At 54.4% G+C, this 15,950-nt stretch carries 17 protein-coding genes; 5 read left to right on the top strand and 12 right to left on the bottom strand.

Annotation, left to right across the window (positions count from 1 at the left end; genetic code table 11):
* The first annotated feature begins 181 nt into the window (after nucleotides 1-181).
* From EHV07_RS19645 to EHV07_RS19630, 4 genes are all read left to right on the top strand, one after another.
* Nucleotides 182-1,405: a cupin domain-containing protein gene (locus EHV07_RS19645; RefSeq protein WP_147199828.1), complete on the top strand. Its 1,224-nt coding sequence runs from the start codon at nucleotides 182-184 to the stop codon at nucleotides 1,403-1,405.
* A 165-nt stretch (nucleotides 1,406-1,570) separates the two neighbouring features.
* On the top strand, nucleotides 1,571-2,836 hold the full coding sequence (locus EHV07_RS19640) for a phosphatase PAP2 family protein (RefSeq protein WP_147199827.1): 1,266 nt from the start codon (nucleotides 1,571-1,573) through the stop codon (nucleotides 2,834-2,836).
* Nucleotides 2,837-3,037: 201 nt separating this feature from the next.
* Nucleotides 3,038-3,472 carry an SRPBCC family protein gene (locus EHV07_RS19635; protein WP_147199826.1) on the top strand — a complete coding sequence of 145 codons (435 nt, stop codon included), beginning with the start codon at nucleotides 3,038-3,040 and terminating at the stop codon, nucleotides 3,470-3,472.
* 17 nt (nucleotides 3,473-3,489) lie between these two features.
* Nucleotides 3,490-3,981 carry a GNAT family N-acetyltransferase gene (locus EHV07_RS19630; RefSeq protein ID WP_147199825.1) on the top strand — a complete coding sequence of 164 codons (492 nt, stop codon included), beginning with the start codon at nucleotides 3,490-3,492 and terminating at the stop codon, nucleotides 3,979-3,981.
* A gap of 31 nt (nucleotides 3,982-4,012) precedes the next feature.
* Here EHV07_RS19630 and ftnA read toward each other — a convergent pair whose 3' ends face one another.
* From ftnA to EHV07_RS19615, 3 genes are all read right to left on the bottom strand, one after another.
* A complete protein-coding gene (ftnA, locus tag EHV07_RS19625) occupies nucleotides 4,013-4,522 on the bottom strand; it encodes a non-heme ferritin (RefSeq protein WP_147199824.1) in 510 nt (169 codons plus the stop codon).
* 255 nt (nucleotides 4,523-4,777) lie between these two features.
* On the bottom strand, nucleotides 4,778-5,245 hold the full coding sequence (locus tag EHV07_RS19620; RefSeq protein ID WP_147199823.1) for an NUDIX hydrolase: 468 nt from the start codon (nucleotides 5,243-5,245) through the stop codon (nucleotides 4,778-4,780).
* A gap of 257 nt (nucleotides 5,246-5,502) precedes the next feature.
* Nucleotides 5,503-5,721, bottom strand: coding sequence for a helix-turn-helix domain-containing protein (locus EHV07_RS19615; protein ID WP_147199822.1), 219 nt, complete (start codon nucleotides 5,719-5,721; stop codon nucleotides 5,503-5,505).
* A 129-nt stretch (nucleotides 5,722-5,850) separates the two neighbouring features.
* On the opposite strand from EHV07_RS19615, the gene EHV07_RS19610 reads away from it, so the two are divergent.
* Complete coding sequence (locus tag EHV07_RS19610; RefSeq protein WP_147200676.1) at nucleotides 5,851-6,060, top strand: helix-turn-helix transcriptional regulator; 210 nt, start codon at nucleotides 5,851-5,853, stop codon at nucleotides 6,058-6,060.
* Between the two features lie 32 nt (nucleotides 6,061-6,092).
* Here the strand turns inward: EHV07_RS19610 and EHV07_RS19605 are convergent, their stop codons facing one another.
* The 9 genes from EHV07_RS19605 to EHV07_RS19565 all read right to left on the bottom strand — a co-directional run bounded on the left by EHV07_RS19605 (nucleotide 6,093) and on the right by EHV07_RS19565 (nucleotide 15,929).
* Complete coding sequence (locus EHV07_RS19605) at nucleotides 6,093-7,730, bottom strand: methyl-accepting chemotaxis protein (RefSeq protein ID WP_147199821.1); 1,638 nt, start codon at nucleotides 7,728-7,730, stop codon at nucleotides 6,093-6,095.
* A gap of 155 nt (nucleotides 7,731-7,885) precedes the next feature.
* Nucleotides 7,886-10,327, bottom strand: a complete 2,442-nt coding sequence (gene pqqF, locus EHV07_RS19600) for a pyrroloquinoline quinone biosynthesis protein PqqF (RefSeq protein ID WP_147199820.1) — start codon at nucleotides 10,325-10,327, stop codon at nucleotides 7,886-7,888.
* Between the two features lie 4 nt (nucleotides 10,328-10,331).
* Complete coding sequence (gene pqqE, locus EHV07_RS19595) at nucleotides 10,332-11,465, bottom strand: pyrroloquinoline quinone biosynthesis protein PqqE (RefSeq protein WP_147199819.1); 1,134 nt, start codon at nucleotides 11,463-11,465, stop codon at nucleotides 10,332-10,334.
* Complete coding sequence (gene pqqD / locus EHV07_RS19590; protein ID WP_147199818.1) at nucleotides 11,452-11,736, bottom strand: pyrroloquinoline quinone biosynthesis peptide chaperone PqqD; 285 nt, start codon at nucleotides 11,734-11,736, stop codon at nucleotides 11,452-11,454. Before pqqD ends, pqqE begins: the two co-directional genes overlap by 14 nt.
* Nucleotides 11,736-12,500 carry a pyrroloquinoline-quinone synthase PqqC gene (gene pqqC / locus EHV07_RS19585; RefSeq protein ID WP_147199817.1) on the bottom strand — a complete coding sequence of 255 codons (765 nt, stop codon included), beginning with the start codon at nucleotides 12,498-12,500 and terminating at the stop codon, nucleotides 11,736-11,738. Before pqqC ends, pqqD begins: the two co-directional genes overlap by 1 nt.
* A gap of 11 nt (nucleotides 12,501-12,511) precedes the next feature.
* On the bottom strand, nucleotides 12,512-13,423 hold the full coding sequence (gene pqqB, locus EHV07_RS19580; protein WP_147199816.1) for a pyrroloquinoline quinone biosynthesis protein PqqB: 912 nt from the start codon (nucleotides 13,421-13,423) through the stop codon (nucleotides 12,512-12,514).
* Between the two features lie 51 nt (nucleotides 13,424-13,474).
* Nucleotides 13,475-13,546 (bottom strand): pyrroloquinoline quinone precursor peptide PqqA, encoded by a 72-nt coding sequence (pqqA, locus tag EHV07_RS19575; RefSeq protein WP_071822147.1) that lies wholly within the window; start codon nucleotides 13,544-13,546, stop codon nucleotides 13,475-13,477.
* A 164-nt stretch (nucleotides 13,547-13,710) separates the two neighbouring features.
* The gene (locus EHV07_RS19570; RefSeq protein ID WP_147199815.1) at nucleotides 13,711-14,748 is read right to left on the bottom strand and encodes a dipeptidase; all 1,038 of its coding nucleotides are present in this window, start codon (nucleotides 14,746-14,748) and stop codon (nucleotides 13,711-13,713) included.
* A 194-nt stretch (nucleotides 14,749-14,942) separates the two neighbouring features.
* Nucleotides 14,943-15,929: an AraC family transcriptional regulator gene (locus EHV07_RS19565; RefSeq protein ID WP_217363417.1), complete on the bottom strand. Its 987-nt coding sequence runs from the start codon at nucleotides 15,927-15,929 to the stop codon at nucleotides 14,943-14,945.
* Nucleotides 15,930-15,950: the final 21 nt, after the last annotated feature.

Genomic DNA, 15,950 nt, shown 5'->3' with positions numbered 1-15,950 from the left:
CATGGGTTTTTTATAAATATATCTGTATTAATGATTAAATTTATTTATGGTCATATGCTTACAATTCAGCATGTAATGGCTTTTGTGCAGAGAGGTTTTGTTGATGATTGTGTAGTTATTCTTATGAACGTGCCGGGTGGTGCCCGGCACAATTCTTTGAACTCTACACAAGGAAGCAAAAATGAATGCAATAACGCGTCGTAGTTTTATGGCGTTTGCCGCAGGGGGTACGGTGGCGCTGGCGGCTGGCAAAGTGCATGCGCATGACCAGACCGTGGTTGCTCAACCCTGGACAGGAAAGATGGGCGGCAGCGATCCCGGCCCGCAGGATCCGGTGCGGCAGGGCGAGAATCCGGACATGGTTAATCCGCCTTCAACCGACAGCGGCACTTTACCTAACCTGCGTTTTTCCTACAGCGATTCGCATGTGCGTAAAGGAAGCGGCGGCTGGACTCGCCAGATTACCGAGCGTGAGCTGGGCATTTCCAAAAGTATTGCTGGCGTTAATATGCGCCTGAACAGCGGCGGTATTCGTGAACTGCACTGGCACAAAGAGGGCGAGTGGGCCTATATGCTTTACGGCAAAGCGCGTATCACCGCGCTGGATGTCGACGGCCACTGGTTTGTGGATGATGTTGGCGTTGGCGACCTGTGGTATTTCCCCTCCGGCGTACCCCATTCTATTCAGGGTTTGGGACCCGACGGCTGTGAATTCCTGCTGGCGTTTGACAGCGGCGGTTTTGATGAGGACAGTACTTTCCTGCTCAGCGACTGGTTTAAGCACGTTCCCCCCGAGGTGCTGGCAAAAAACTTCGGCGTGCCCGTCGAGACCTTCAGCAAACTCCCTTCACCTTCCGATGAATATATTTTTGCCGCTAACGTGCCTGGCGCGCTGAAGGATGATGCTATTGCAGACGCAACCCGCTCCAGCACCGCGTTTAGCCACCGGATGATGGCGCAGCAGCCGATTACCCTGAAGGGCGGCACGGTGCGCATTACCGACTCCTCACTTTTCAAGGTTTCGAAAACCATCGCGGCGGCGTTGGTGGAACTCCAGCCCGGAGCTATGCGTGAGCTTCACTGGCATCCCAACACCGATGAGTGGCAATACTACCTTGAGGGCGAAGGCCGGATGGGCGTTTTTGCTTCTTCGGGACAGGCCCGTACCTTTGATTTTCGTGCAGGTGACGTCGGTTATGTGCCCTTTGCAATGGGTCACTATGTTGAGAATACGGGTGATAAGCCGCTGCGTTTTCTGGAGCTGTTTAAAAGCAGTTACTACGCCGATATTTCGCTGAATCAGTGGCTGGCTTCCACGCCGCCAGAGCTGGTGCGCCAGCATCTGCATCTGGACGATACGTTTATGCAGGCGCTGGATAAAAATAAAAAGCCGATTGTCGGTTAACCGGTGTTGGCCGTTAAGCCCGGTCGCATAACGGCTCGATTTTTGCCGCCGAAAGGCGGCAATGCGCTAATCCGTATCAAAATGTGAGTTGTCACTCTTCTGTCATATTTATCGAACAGCATGACTGTCGGCAAGGGTATCCGCCCCCTCTTTTAAGGAACGTTCATGCGCTTTCGTTATTCTCTGCTGGCTGCCACGCTGCTGGTTAGTCAGTTCACGCAGGCTGCACCCGCAGCCCTGAATCTGGAACAGGTTCGCACGCTACTGGAAAGTACTACGCCCGCCAGCAGCAACTCGCAGTTTGTCGATTTCGATACGGCTGTACAGCAGTCACTGATTGCTGCCCTGAAAGGGGATGCCAGCCAGCTGACGCGCGAGCAGCTGGAGGAGACGAAACAGAGCGACAAGCTGGCTGATAAACAGTGGCTAAAGCAAAGCGGCTACGATTTTGATAAAAAAACCAATCAGCAGGTCGGTATCCAGCTGCTGGGTGCTTTCCCGTCGCTGCCGAAAAGCACCCTCGATGCCAGCCTGAAAACGGTGGAAAACGTTAACCTGAACGCGACCGACGGGCTGCGTCGGCAGGCTCTGATTGATGCAGAAGGGCAAAACCATCTCTATTTCCTTGCCGATGCGCTGGGACCGAAACTGGGGGCGGCTTTTCTGAGGGCTTATAACAAGGGAGAGCTGGGTAAAGCGGCGGCATTGATTAAAGCCAGCGAAGTCAGCACCAGCGCGGCTAAAAAGCAGTTTAACTATCCACGTCCGTTTTTAGTCACGACGACCCTCCATCCGGTGCCGGACAACGCAGTAGTGAAAGACAATAAGCCCTACACCGCAACGGAAGGATCCTTTCCCAGCGGCCACACCAATACGGGTTATACCGATGCGCTGCTGCTGGGTGAAATGCTGCCAGAACGTTTCGTCCCGCTGGTCGAGCGTGGCGCGCGTTATGGCTATTCCCGAATGGTTCTGGGCGTCCACTATCCCGTCGACCTGATGGGATCGCGCATGGTCGCACAGCGCAACGTGGCGCATTACCTGAACGATGTAAAATATCGCGTCCTGTTTGACGACGCGAAACAGCAGTTACGCAGCGCGCTGGAAAAAGAGTGCGGAACGTCGCTGGCACACTGCGCCAAACCGGCAGGGCCAGCCGACCCGTACACCGCGCCACAGATGAAGGCATTTTATCGTTTCACCATGGCCTATCATCTGCCGCAGGAAAAAGAGCAGGTTTCACCGCTGGTGGTGCCGGAGGGGGCAGAAGTGCTGTTGGAAGGACCGCTGCCTCATCTTAGCGCGGCGAAACGTCGCCAGCTGATGGTTTCCACCGCGCTGGCGGGCGGCTATCCGCTCTCCGGCACAACGTCTGAGCAGAACTTCTGGCAGCGACTGAATCTGGTTGATGCGGTCAGCAGCACTCAGTAAACAGAAAACGGGCGACCTGATGCCGCCCGCTTATCCCAATTACCGGCGTGGTGGATTATTTATCAGGCTGCTATTGGTGGTTTCGTGCCCGCTGGGATTATCATCGCAGGGAAATTTTCACCAGGCGACACGGCGAGATAATAAAAGCGCAAAATGCCGTGCTAAAGTTAATTTTATTCATTAGCTCAGGAACGCATTGCTATGCCACACACTTCTTATGCCAGCCGCATCATCAAAGCCACCACCGCGCAAATCTGGCCGCTGATTGCCGATTTTAACGGACTGCCGAAAATCCATCCGGCTATTACCGCCAGCGAACTGGAGCAGGGCGCCAGCGAAACGGCGGTGGGCGTCATCAGAAAAATCACGCTGCCGGACGGTTTTGTTCGGGAGCGTCTGGTAAAGCTGGACGTTGATAACCACGAACTGCATTACGCCATCGTCGACGGCATTATGCCGGTGACGGACTACGTGGCAGTTGTCAAGCTGACCCAAAAAGAGGACGGCACCACGTTGGCAGAATGGTGGGCGGATTTTAATGTGACGGAAGGGCAGGATTTGCAGGAAGTGGCGCAGAATGTCAGTGAAGGTGTGTTTGCCACCTGTTTACAGCATATTGCGCAGCACGTTGCCTGACCAACCGGGAGAACGACGTGACAAGAGCTTATCGCATTCAGCGCTACTTACCTCATTATCAGGCTGGCGTGGTTGGGGTTATTTTGCCGATTCAGAATAATGAGTTTGGTATTGCGATAACCGCCGAACAGCAGCCGGATCTTGGCGATATCGAGAATTTTTATCAGCAGGGCGAGGGGGATTTCTGGCTGGCGCTGGCAGATGATGAGGTGGTGGGCTGTATTGGCCTGAAGGATATCGGCAATGGCGAGGCGGCATTACGCAAAATGTTTGTTGCCGAGGCCTGGCGAGGCAGGGAGCAAGGCGTTGCAAATGCGTTACTGAATACGCTGCTTGAGCACGCACGTCAACGGCAGCTACAGGCTGTCTGGCTGGGAACGACCTCCAGGTTTCTGGCGGCCCATCGCTTTTATGAGAAAAATGGTTTTCATGAAGTGAGCGACGCGCTATTACCGTCGTCGTTTCCGCGAATGCAGGTCGACAGCAAGTTTTACCGTATTAACGTGTAAAAAAAGGGGCGAAGATATCGCCCCCGATCGATTACGCCTGCGGGTGTCCGGCATTGCTCATCGTCATCAAATCTTTATCGACAAAGAACAGGCCTTTGCCGCTGGTGCCCACCAGCGCCAGCTTATCCAGTACGGATTTAAACAGCTTCTCTTCTTCATGCTGCTCGGCAACATACCATTGCAGGAAGTTAAAGGTGGAATAGTCCTGAGTGGTCATCGCCGCATGTGCCAGCTCGTTAATTTTTGCCGTAATCAGCTGCTCGTGCTCATAGGCCTGCTCCAGCACTTCGTTCAGGGAGTTGAAGATAACCGGCGGTGCAGCAATCGAGCCCAGCACCGGCATGGCACCGGTATCGCTCAGATAGTTGAACAGGCGCTGCATATGCTGCATCTCTTCTACCGAATGCTCACGCAGGAAAGCGGCAGCACCTTCAAAACCTTTGTCGGCGGCCCAGGCACTCATTTGCAAATAAAGGTTTGCGGAATAAAATTCCAGATTTAACTGATCGTTCAGCTTGGCGGTCATATCGGCAGTCAGCATAGCGGCTCCAGGGATTAGCAGGCAAAAGAGTAATAATTGCCCGCATTATGCATAAAAAATGGCGAAATAAAAACCTTGTTAATCGTTTATTTACATTAATAATAAATATTTTAACTCGATGATAGATAAGTGATAATTATTATCGATTGCGTTGTTTGTTAAATGGTTTTGATAACCATTATTATTCCTGTTTCTGGCAGGGAACGGGATGCTTTTTGACAGGGTTAATTTATTTTTACCCGTGCGCATCAGCGATTAAATAGCCGTGATACATTTTTCAGAAATAAAATCAGAAACTAATTGCGCAATATTATCTGGGTAAATCGTTTCTTCACTGCATCGTAATTGCTCACCTGTCCACCACTCGCTCTGGTCAATCACGCGGCGTTCATTGTCACTCCAGCCAGCAAAATCGATTTCATGGTCGCTAACCTCGATCGCATAAAAGCGTTCATCGGCTAACACTTCGCTGCCGTCAGGCAGGCGCATCGGGAAAGTCCTTTCCGCGATACAGACGCCGGGATCTTCCCTGACTATCCCGGTTTCTTCCCGCAGCTCGCGGCAGGCTGCTTGCTCCCAGGACTCGCCTGCCTCAACTCCACCGCCTGGTGTTGCCCAATAGCTTTGTCCTGCGAGGGCGTCATCATGGTGGCTGAAATGAAACAGTAAAATACGCCGTTGGCGATCAACAAGTAGCAGGCGAGCAGAAGGACGTTTTTTCATTGAAAAACTCCAGATTTCAGCGGGTGGGGAAAATGATAAAGGATTTCTGGAATGAATAAAATCAGGAGGACATCCACACTTTATTTTTTGACTAAAAAATGCCAAAAAAATAGATTGCGGATGTTTTTAGGTTAATAAACAGAAGGGAGGTATCAATAAAAAAATCCAGAGAATTTATGGTTAAAATAAATAATGAGACGCCCGTTTTTTCTTCAACTGGATGATTTAATGATAATTAAAAATAAATAACATAGATTTTAAAATTCAATCAAATTTTTAATTTCAACCCCTAAACCTGAGGCGATCAATGCGATCACTTCAAGAGTGGGATTACGTAAACCCCTTTCAATTCCACTAACATAGGTACGATCCAGTCCACATTTAAGTGCAAAAGCTTCTTGTGACAAGCCTGCCTGCAGTCTGAGTAATTTAACTCTTGTTCCAAAAAGAACTTTGATGGTTGTTTGCTTTTCCATCTCATTAGCATTGCGCTTTGCGGACTAATAGTCCACGGACTATCAACCACATTTGTTAAATAGCGTGCTATGCTGTGTGACTCATAGTCCACAATTTAAAAGTTGTTAATAATTCAGGCGGGGGTAATGATGAATAAAAAAGATTGGCATCCTGCAGATATAATTGCGGCGTTAAAAAAACAGGGGACGAATTTGTCAGCATTGTCACGTGAATCGGGTCTGGCCTCTTCAACGTTAGCTAACGCACTACGGCGTCCCTGGCCAAAAGGAGAACAGCTTATTGCTGAAGCGCTCAATGAAAAGCCAGAGCGGATCTGGCCCACGCGTTACGGAAAATAATCCCGGCACGGTGGCCGGGAAAGATTAACAACTCAGAAGGTTTCCCAGCTACCTTCACTGGCCACCGCTTTGCGTGGCGTCTGAGGCTTTTTCACCGGCGCAAAGCTACCGTGCTGGCCCGTTTTGAAAACGGCAACGGCCTGTGCCAGGCGGCTGGCCTGATCCTCCAGCGAAGCGGACGCGGCAGCGGATTGCTGAACCAGCGAGGCATTCTGCTGGGTAACGCGATCCATTTCCGTCACGGCCTGGCCAATCTGATCGATTCCCCGGCTTTGCTCATCAGAAGCGGAAGAAATTTCAGCCATGATATCGGTGACGCGAATCACCGCACTGACGATATCGTGCATCGTTTCACCCGCAAGCATTACCTGCTGGGAACCCGCGTCTACCCGACTGACCGAAGCCTCTATCAGCGTTTTAATCTCTTTCGCCGCCTGTGCGCTGCGCTGGGCAAGGTTACGCACCTCACCGGCAACCACGGCAAATCCACGGCCTTGCTCACCTGCACGGGCCGCTTCTACCGCCGCGTTCAGCGCCAGAATATTGGTCTGGAAGGCAATACCGTCGATCACGCTGATGATATCGGCGATTTTCTTCGAACTACCGGTGATTTCACTCATGGTACTGACCACGCCATCTACCACCCGTCCGCCTTTTGCAGCCGTTTCAGATGCACTTTTTGCCAGCTGTGAAGCCTGACGGGCGTTTTCCGCATTCTGCTTCACCGTCGCGGTCAGTTCCTCCATGCTGGCGGCAGTCTGCTCCAGCGAAGCGGCCTGTTCTTCGGTACGGGCGGAAAGATCGTTATTGCCCATAGAGATTTCACTGGCACCGTTGTAAATCGCATCGGAGCTTTCACGTACGTGACTGACGGTGGTAATGAGTGATTGCTGCATTGCCGCCAGGTTATTCGCCAGTTCGGCCATTTCATTACGGCCCTCAACGATCAGCGTTTCGGTCAGCTCCCCTTCGGCAATACGTTGAATATGTGTCTGAACCTGCTTAAGCGGAGCCAGCAGCACGCCTTTAATCACCTGCCAGACAGCGATGACCAACAGCACTAACAGCACCACAATTGTCACCAGCGTCCACAGCATATGGCTGAAACCCTGGTGATTTTCAACGGTGCCGACGCTCAGCAGTTTGGCATTTTGCGTACGCCAGACGTTATAGACGTTCTCCAGATCGTCCTGAGCTTTTTGCGCTTCCAGATTTCCGTAGGCCTCGTAATTATTAGCGCTCAGATACTGAATCGACATTTTCATCGTTTCTGACAGCTGCTGATAGCTGCCCGCCAGCGTTGAGGCCAGTTCACTGCTTTGTCCGGCCTGAGTCGGAACGCTTTTATAACCATTGAAATGTTGCGCCGCGTCATTAAGAGAATCGGTGGCGGTTGACAGTAACTTGCTGATACCGGCCAGCGTCGCCGGGTCGGTCTGTTTTTTCAGAATGCGGATCGCCGCGCGGTTAATACTGATGCGCGTTTTCAGCAATGCCTGCCATGTGTCGCTTAGCTGGCCCTGCTGCTGCGTCAGAATGCTGGCGCGGGTGAAGTTGTTTTTATCCTGGCTGATGGCGTTGAAAGAGAGCGCGCTGGAGATCAGCAGCAGCCCACTAAAAACAACCAGCATGATAATAATGCTGGTGACGACTTTTATATTTTTTAGCATGCGGCGTACTCTGAAGAAGGGGTGGCCCGGTAACAGATCTATCGGTTCACAGCGGCAGAAACTTTATGGTATCCGGTTCCAGACCTTAATCAGATATGTGAGCTGAAACGATTATCCGTTTTATCACGTACCTACGCTTGAGGTTGTGACTGGCTTTATTGCGCAATCAGGGCACTGTTACTCAGCCGCCACGTTGTGCTGCTGTCTGTGATGAGCTGTTGATAAGCCATTTGCAGGCGGGAAGGGAGAAGCGGGACGTACATTTCCTGCATCAGGGGCTGGACGGCCAGCTGCTGATGCAGCCAGTGTTCGGTTATCTGAGAGACGTTTTCCGGTAAAGATGAGGGAAGCTCTGCCTGCAAACTCGCCGCAATAGTGGCAATTTCCGCAACGGTTATTTGCGCGATAACCTCACGCATACCACAGACAAATGCTTCAATATGCTGAAAAAGTTGTTCTGTCGTCAGGGCGGGAGATTGCAGGGCGAACAGAATGCCTGCCTGGCCTGCGGTGTGATGAAAGCGACAGCTGACCACGTAGCCAATATTCTGCTCCACCCGCAGCTGCTGGAAAAATCGTGGTTCAAACAGGGCAGCCAGCAGTCGCCATGCAGCAAAGCTATCCGCATCCGGTACCGGACAAAATACGAGGACGGCGGCATCACGGCTTTCCGTTGGGAAGGAACAGGCGTGGGAAGGGAAACGCTTAGCCTGCTGCGGCTGAGCAATGATTTGCCCCGGCAGGCGTGACAGCAGCCTTGCCAGCGCAAGATGTAACCCGACATCACCGCCGTATAGCCCTCCCTGCCAGCGAAGACCGTGGAGGCTTTCGTAAGCCGGGTCGTTTGCCAGATGCGGGCTTTGGCTTGCAGGCGCTTGTGGCTCTGTCTCGCTCGTCAGCAGATCGGGTAGTCGTGCCAGCAGGCAGCGTATAGCGATATCGCTGTACAGCTGTTGCTGCGCCTGATGGTGTTGCCGTTTTCCCTGAGCAATGGCAGAGGCGCCCGGTTCGTTCAGCGTGTTCAGCATGGCTTCGGCACTCGCAAGCAGTAAATCGCCGTTACCGCTAAGCTGTAGCAGCCATATGCCCTGCTGGCGAGAGAAGCGCAGCTCGCCGCCCCGATGACGGCATTCTCCCATCACAGGCTGGAGCGCTGCCTCAATGACAGCGGCCTGATGACCCGACAAACAGCCCGGTAGCGGATTCAGCAACAGTACGGTTTCACCTACGGCGGGCAGCCTGCGTAAAGCGCTTTGCGTCGGGGGTAAAACCGGCAGCGTAAGGGCTGCGCCTGGGGTATGAAAGGCGAGCGCAGGCGGAGGCGTTTCCGGCACCGTTGGCCAGTCAATAGCGGCGGAATGCAGGGCAAAACCCTGTACGCCTGTCGCTGGCGCTGTGGCATCAGGAGAGACCCACAGTCGGCCCATGTTGTCTGGACGCAGTTGAGCGAGCAGCCGCTGCCAGCGCAACGTTAGCGGCGGGGCGTTTTCCGGTGGGAAACCAAAAGCCCACTCACGCAGCTGCTGCATTGGCGAGAGCTGGTTAAAGCTGCGTCGCGACAGCGTGGCGTAGTGCATCAGCTGGTCGGCAGTCAGCAGCCGTAGTCTTTCCAGCCAGTGTTTAAAAATGGCTTCAGTGGCCGCGCACTGCTCAAGCCCTGACTCACTCAGCAGAAACGCCACGCTCAGTACGGACTGCCGCCGGCTGCGATACGGCTCCAGTAGCGTAACATCGTCGCACAGTCCGGCTTCACGCAGTACCGCAAGCAGGCTGCCCTCAGCTTTATCCGTCAACAGTTCGCGCAATACCGACAGCAATGAGGCATCAGGTTCAGATAACAGGAAATGCAGCTGAAGCTGTTCCATGCCGGAATGCTGTAGTGAAAACGTGCGACAGGAAGCGGGTTGCAGGGGCGGGGCAGGAGAGCGGGTAAAAGCATTATGATGGCGGAAAACCGATCCCCACTGGCTGGCCAGCGCGTGCAGCGTTTCCAGCGGCTGTGGCCCGCTTAGCCACAGTTCAAGGGCGGCGCCACAAAAGAACCGCTGATGGTAATCTTTTAGCGCCTGTTGCAATAATGCGATGTCATTACCGAAGCTGGCCTGATTGCCGACGTGAAAAGCGTGCAGAGCGTGAGGCGCGCAAAAGGCCTGACTCAGTGCCGCCTCGCACAATGTTGGCCGATGGCTGCACAGCATGCGATATTCCGCCTCAATCGCTGCCGCTTCCGTTGCCACTGATTCGGCGGAAAGCAGCGGGTTTGCCAGCATGTCCACCAGCCGTCGCAATCCGGCTTCCAGTTTTTCCGGCGCTATCTCAAAAAACCAGGCGGTGCTGCATGCCAGCGTGGTGGCGTTCAGTCTGGCACCTTCTGTCGGCCCCCAGGCCATCAGGCGCTGTTCATTCTGAAAATTTTCGCTGCCGGCAAACAGCACATGTTCCAGCAAATGTGCCAGACCCGGCCACCGTGGCGCTTCATCATGCGTGCCTGCCGCCAGCTGGATCAGCGCGGCCGCCCGTGTTGCCTGGGGATCGTGGATTAAATGGATTTTTAAGCCATTTTCCAGCGTCAGCGGTAAGTGTTGGGCGGCGCTCATTTGATCAGACTTTGAAAATCAGCTGAGAGTTGACGCGGTTGCGGAACTGCAACTGATCGATGCGCATATTGGTACAGTTGGCCTGCTCACGTGCTTCAAGGATCTTGCCGTGGTGCGGTGATTTGCTGCAAACCGGATCGGCATTATCGGCGTTGCCGGTCAGCATAAAGGCCTGACAGCGGCAGCCGCCGAAGTCTTTCTCTTTTTCTGAACAGGAGCGACAAGGTTCCGGCATCCAGTCAAAGCCGCGATATTTATTGAAGCCGAACGAGTCGTACCAAATTTCCTGTAGCGTGTGTTCCAGCACCGACGGGAACTGAACCGGCAGCTGGCGTGCGCTGTGGCAGGGCAGCGCCATGCCTTCCGGCGTGACGCTCAGGAAAATCGCGCCCCAGCCGCCCATACAGCCTTTTGGACGCTCTTCATAATAGTCGGGCGTCACAAACAGCAGATTTGCCAGGTTGCTGGAATCCTTCATTTTTTCGCGGTAGTGCGCCACGACGTCTTCCGCGCGGGCAATCTGCTCGCGGGTGGGCAGCAGACCTTCGCGGTTCAGCTGCGCCCAGCCATAGAACTGACAGGTGGCCAGCTCCACGTCGTCGGCTTCCAGCTCGATCGCCAGCTCAATAATCTGCGCTATCTGGTCGATATTATGGCGATGTAACACGAAATTCAGCACCATCGGGTAGCCATGCGCTTTAACCGCTTTCGCCATCGCCAGCTTTTGCTGAAAAGCTTTTTGCGATCCGGCCAGCGCGGCGTTCAGCGTTTCATCGCTTGCCTGGAAGCTGATCTGAATATGATCCAGGCCCGCTTCGGCAAACGCATCGATCTTTTTCTCGGTCAGGCCAATACCGGACGTGATCAGGTTGGTATAAAAACCGAGATCGCGCGCGGCACGAATGAGTTCAGGCAGATCTTTGCGCACCAGCGGCTCGCCGCCGGAAAACCCCAGCTGTACGGCACCCATCTGGCGGGCCTGTTTGAAGACTTCTATCCATTGCTCCGTCGTCAGCTCTTTTTCCTGCTGAGCAAAGTCCAGCGGGTTAGAGCAGTACGGGCACTGCAACGGACAGCGATAGGTCAGTTCCGCCAGCAACCATAGCGGCGGATTGACCTGAGGTTTAAGCAGGTTCACGAAAAATTATCCACTTCTGTTCAACGGCTTCGGCAAAAAATTCTTTTACATCATCGTCCACGCCACCGGCATCGGGAAAGCGCTCGTTCAGCACGGCAATCAGCGAGGTCAGCGTTTGCTTGCCGTCCACCAGCTGTAAAATGGCGGTGGCGCTGTCGTTCAGCTTCGCCATGCCTTCCGGGTAGAGGATCACGTGGCAATCCTGCGTCGGTTCCCACTGCAAACGATAGCCGCGACGAAACGCGGGAATATGCTGCTCAGTAAAGGTCATTACAGCAGTCTCTCTTTATGCCATACCGGCTGGTCAGTCACGGTGTGATACGGTGGGCGCTTCAGCGCGTAGGCCATGGTCATCGCGTCCAGCATGCTCCACAGAATATCCAGTTTGAACTGGAGAATTTCCAGCATACGCTGCTGTTGCCCGGCGGTGGTGAAATATTCCAGCGCCAGCTGCAAACCGTGCTCGACGTCGCGGTTTGCCTGGCTCAGCCGGCCTCGAAAATAGCCGTAGCCTTCCGCTTCAATCCACTTATAGTGCTGCGGCCAGCTGTCGAGGCGCGACTGATGGATTTCCGGTGCAAAAAGCTCGGTCAGCGAGCTGCACGCCGCTTCCTGCCAGACTGCACGGCGAGCGAAGTTAACGTAAGCATCCACCGCGAAGCGCACGCCAGGCAGCACCATCTCTTCAGAAAGCAGCTTTTCACGATCCAGGCCTACGGCTTCACCCAGGCGCAGCCAGGCTTCAATTCCGCCTTCGCTACCTTCATGACCGTCGTGATCGAGAATGCGCTGTACCCACTTGCGGCGGGTTTGCGGATCCGGGCAGTTAGCCATGATCGCGGCATCTTTCAGCGGGATGCTGGTCTGGTAGTAAAAACGGTTCGCCACCCAGCCCTGAATCTGTTCGCGGGTCGCCTGACCATTATGCATCGCAATATGGTAAGGATGGTGGATATGGTAATAAGCACCTTTGGCGCGCAGCGCCTGTTCAAACGCTTCTGGCGTCATCGGTTCTGTTAGAAAATCAGACTTCATGTTGTGCAAGCTCACAGGTCAATACGCATTCCGTCCCAGCTGACTTCAATGCCGTACTGCGTCAGCGCCTGACGTTCAGCCGACGCTTCATCGAGGATCGGATTGGTATTATTAATATGAATAAGGATTTTGCGTTTTGCCGGCAGCGAAGCCAGCAACGCAATCAGCCCCTGCTCTTCGGCGAGCGCCAGGTGCCCCATATCCTTGCCGGTATTCAGGCCCACGCCGGTGTTGGCCAGCTCATTATCCTGCCAGAGCGTGCCGTCAATCAGCAGGCAGTCCGCCTTCTGCAACCAGCCCAATAGCTCGCTGTCCGGTTCGCCCAGGCCGGGCGCATACATCAGCGTGTGACCGCTGCGGGTATCTTCGATAAACAGCGCGACATTGTGGCCAGGCAGCGGCCTGTCACGATACTGCGAATAAGGCGGCGCGTTGCTGAGTAACGGAATAGCGGTAAATTTCAGCGCCGGGCAAACGGCCACCTGGAACGGTTCGCCGGGCTGGATGGCATGGTGCACAAGACCGCCATTCCAGTGGGAAAGCATGGTGAAGACCGGAAAGCCGGTCGTCAGATCGTTGTGCACTTCGGGCGTGCACCAGACCTGATGCGGGCAGCCTTCGCGCAGGCTCAGCAGGCCAGTAGTATGATCGATCTGGCTGTCGGTCAGGATAATCGAACCGATCGCGGTGCCGCGCAGCACGCCTTTTTTATTCAGTTCCGGCGTGGCCGCAATCTGATGGGCAATGTCTGGTGAGGCGTTGCACAGCACAAAATCGACGCCGTTATCGCTGATGGCGATGGACGATTGCGTGCGTGCCGAAGTTTTCAGGGTGCCGTTACGCACGCCCTGACAGTTTCTGCAGTTGCAGTTCCACTGTGGGAAACCGCCGCCAGCCGCAGAACCAAGAACGTTAATCTGCATGTGTAGACCAGGAAAGAAAAAAAAGATGCCCACAGGCGTGGGCATAAGGGATTAGCGGTTAGAGATGTACAGCGTTACTTCTAAGCCCAGACGTAAATCAACGAATTTAGGTTTAGTCCACATAGTGAAATCCTCTTGGTGTTAATAAAAAACGCCGCCATTAAGTTCGGCAGGTAATCGTCCTATTGTCAAATATTGACAATTTGGCGGCGCAAATGTTGCGCCTATGTCACATCGATATCAACCCTGCGTAAAACAGGGATAATCAGGTCCGGCGGGGATACGGTTCATTCCCCCCAGGTTTTTTTCAGTACGCTCAGCCAGTTGCGCCAGGTTATTTTTTCAATCAGCTCAGATGAATAGCCGGCAGCAGACATCGCCGCAACCAGACGCGGCAGCCCGGCGGCGTCTTGCAGCGCATCGGGAACGCTGATGCCGTCAAAATCAGAACCAAAGCCAACGCGGTTCTCGCCTAATTTTTCCAGCAGGGCATCCAGATGACGAACGATATCGCTGAGCGGCGTATCGCCATCGCGCTTACCGTCGGCACGCAAAAACGCATTGCCGAAATTCACGCCGACAAAGCCGTCGCTTTCTGCGATTGCCGCCAGCTGGCGATCGGTTAAATTGCGCGGCTGGGGGCAGATCGCATGCACGTTGGAGTGCGTGGCAACTAATGGCGCATTACTGTGTTCAGCAACCTGCCAGAACGATTTCTCATTCATATGCGACAGATCGATCAGCAGCTTTTTCTGATTGCAAAGTTTTAGCAGATTCAGTCCGGCGGCGGTGAGTCCTTCGCCACTGTCCGGCGAACCGGGAAAACCACCCGTAACGCCTGTACCAAAGCAGTTTTGCAGGTTCCACAGCGGGCCGATGCTCTTCAGTCCACTATCTACCCAGCGGTCAAGCTGGCTGCACTGCTCATTCAGCGCCTCAGCCCCTTCAATATGCAGCACCATCGCCAGCACACCTTGCGCAATGCACTGTTCAATCTCGCCCGCGCTGCGGCAGACTTTCGCCTGTCCGTCTGAGCGTTCGGCAATAGTATGCAGCAGGGCAATTTGCGCTTCGGTAATCGCCAGCGGATGATGATCTTCTTCCACATACGCCGTTTTGCTCTGTTTGGCGTACTGTACAGGAGGCACAAATACCGCAAACAGTCCGCCTGCAAAGCCGCCCCGACGCATGCGCGGCAGATCCAGATGACCTTTCATCGACCCTTGCAGAAACTCCGCAACGGGATCGCCTTCTTCCTGTAGCCACAGGCGCAGCAGGAGATCGTTATGTCCGTCGAAGACGGTAGGGATTGCATCAGGGTTCATAGCAGTGATGGCGACGTCCGGTTAGTGTTATGAATCAGAAGGTACAATGTTAATGAAATGATATCGCAAAATGGATGGGACGGGGGTCTAAAAAGTGCGGTTGGACCCTCCTGGATTTTTCTTTGCGATTCTGCACCCGACTCGGCGGATAATTGTCGCGGTCAGCCACGTAGTACAGCAGCCAGTGCCGGGCATTAAGCCCGCGCAGCAACCTGAGGCATGGCATCGTAAGCCTGAGCTGCTTGTTTATTTTCACCCGCACGCATCGCGCCAGGCGTCACGCCCATGGTGCGTTTGAACGCGCGGCTAAAGGCCGCCAGCGAGCCATAGCCCAGCCGCCAGGCCACGGTTTCAATCGCCTCGCCTTCGCGGCCGATCCACTGTGCCGCCAGCTGCATGCGTAGCCCGGTGAGATAGCGAACCGGCGTCATGCCCGTCACCGCCAGAAAACGTTCGGCAAATACCGAGCGGGAGCTGCCCATTTCGGCGGCCAGCTGGGCAACCGTCCAGTTTTTTCCCGGCTCGCGGTGCAGGGCAACCAGCACTTTACCGAGACGAGGATCGCGCAGCGCCTGGATCCAGCCGCCCGCTTCACCACAGCCTGACTCCACCCAGCCACGCACGATAAACGCAGCCACTACATCAGCCAGCCGTGACAAAATACCCGCATAGCCAGCCCGTTTCCCCAGCGATTCCCGTTCCATTGCTTCAAGCATTGGCTGCACTTCCGGGTAATTGCTCAGCAGCGTTGCAGCCAGCAACACTTCCGGCATGGCGCTGACCAGCATCTGCATGCCGCCTAAATCGAACTCCATTGAGCCGCTAAAGATCAACGCGCTGGGCTCCTTAAGACAGGCTTTAACACAGCTGACGTTGCTGCATACCGGCGTGCTGTCGAAAGCGCGAATATCTTTGCAGGCGATGTCTGGAGACGAGACGAGTACATGATCGATGCCCTGCGGCAGCAACAGCGCATCGCCGGTATTCAGCGTATAAAGAGTGCCGCTGCCGGTACGCAGCATTACCGGTCCACGGCTGACAAAGTGAAACTGCGCGCGGCCTGGCGCCTGCACAAAGCCGACGCCAAAAGGGGCGGCCAGCTCAATACGCCGGTATTGCACGCCCAGCAGGCGCATGCCCAGCAGCAGTTCGCTGGCTAAATCGTGGCTTTCTGTGGTCATAAGGCGCCATCCGGACGAATA

The organism is Pantoea sp. CCBC3-3-1 (assembly GCF_007981265.1).
Lineage (GTDB): Bacteria > Pseudomonadota > Gammaproteobacteria > Enterobacterales > Enterobacteriaceae > Erwinia.
The sequence above is the reverse complement of the archived record's forward strand: the minus strand, read 5'-3'. Positions and strand labels throughout refer to the sequence as shown.

Bases quoted from the DNA above. Each gene is read 5' to 3' on its own strand.
- EHV07_RS19645 (WP_147199828.1), top strand. From the start codon at position 182: ATGAATGCAATAACGCGTCGTAGTTTTATGGCGTTTGCCGCAGGGGGT.
- EHV07_RS19640 (WP_147199827.1), top strand. From the start codon at position 1,571: ATGCGCTTTCGTTATTCTCTGCTGGCTGCCACGCTGCTGGTTAGTCAG.
- EHV07_RS19635 (WP_147199826.1), top strand. From the start codon at position 3,038: ATGCCACACACTTCTTATGCCAGCCGCATCATCAAAGCCACCACCGCG.
- ftnA (WP_147199824.1), bottom strand. From the start codon at position 4,522: ATGCTGACTGCCGATATGACCGCCAAGCTGAACGATCAGTTAAATCTG.
- EHV07_RS19620 (WP_147199823.1), bottom strand. From the start codon at position 5,245: ATGAAAAAACGTCCTTCTGCTCGCCTGCTACTTGTTGATCGCCAACGG.
- EHV07_RS19615 (WP_147199822.1), bottom strand. From the start codon at position 5,721: ATGGAAAAGCAAACAACCATCAAAGTTCTTTTTGGAACAAGAGTTAAA.
- EHV07_RS19610 (WP_147200676.1), top strand. From the start codon at position 5,851: ATGAATAAAAAAGATTGGCATCCTGCAGATATAATTGCGGCGTTAAAA.
- EHV07_RS19605 (WP_147199821.1), bottom strand. From the start codon at position 7,730: ATGCTAAAAAATATAAAAGTCGTCACCAGCATTATTATCATGCTGGTT.
- pqqF (WP_147199820.1), bottom strand. From the start codon at position 10,327: ATGAGCGCCGCCCAACACTTACCGCTGACGCTGGAAAATGGCTTAAAA.
- pqqD (WP_147199818.1), bottom strand. From the start codon at position 11,736: ATGACCTTTACTGAGCAGCATATTCCCGCGTTTCGTCGCGGCTATCGT.
- pqqC (WP_147199817.1), bottom strand. From the start codon at position 12,500: ATGAAGTCTGATTTTCTAACAGAACCGATGACGCCAGAAGCGTTTGAA.
- pqqB (WP_147199816.1), bottom strand. From the start codon at position 13,423: ATGCAGATTAACGTTCTTGGTTCTGCGGCTGGCGGCGGTTTCCCACAG.
- EHV07_RS19570 (WP_147199815.1), bottom strand. From the start codon at position 14,748: ATGAACCCTGATGCAATCCCTACCGTCTTCGACGGACATAACGATCTC.
- EHV07_RS19565 (WP_217363417.1), bottom strand. From the start codon at position 15,929: ATGACCACAGAAAGCCACGATTTAGCCAGCGAACTGCTGCTGGGCATG.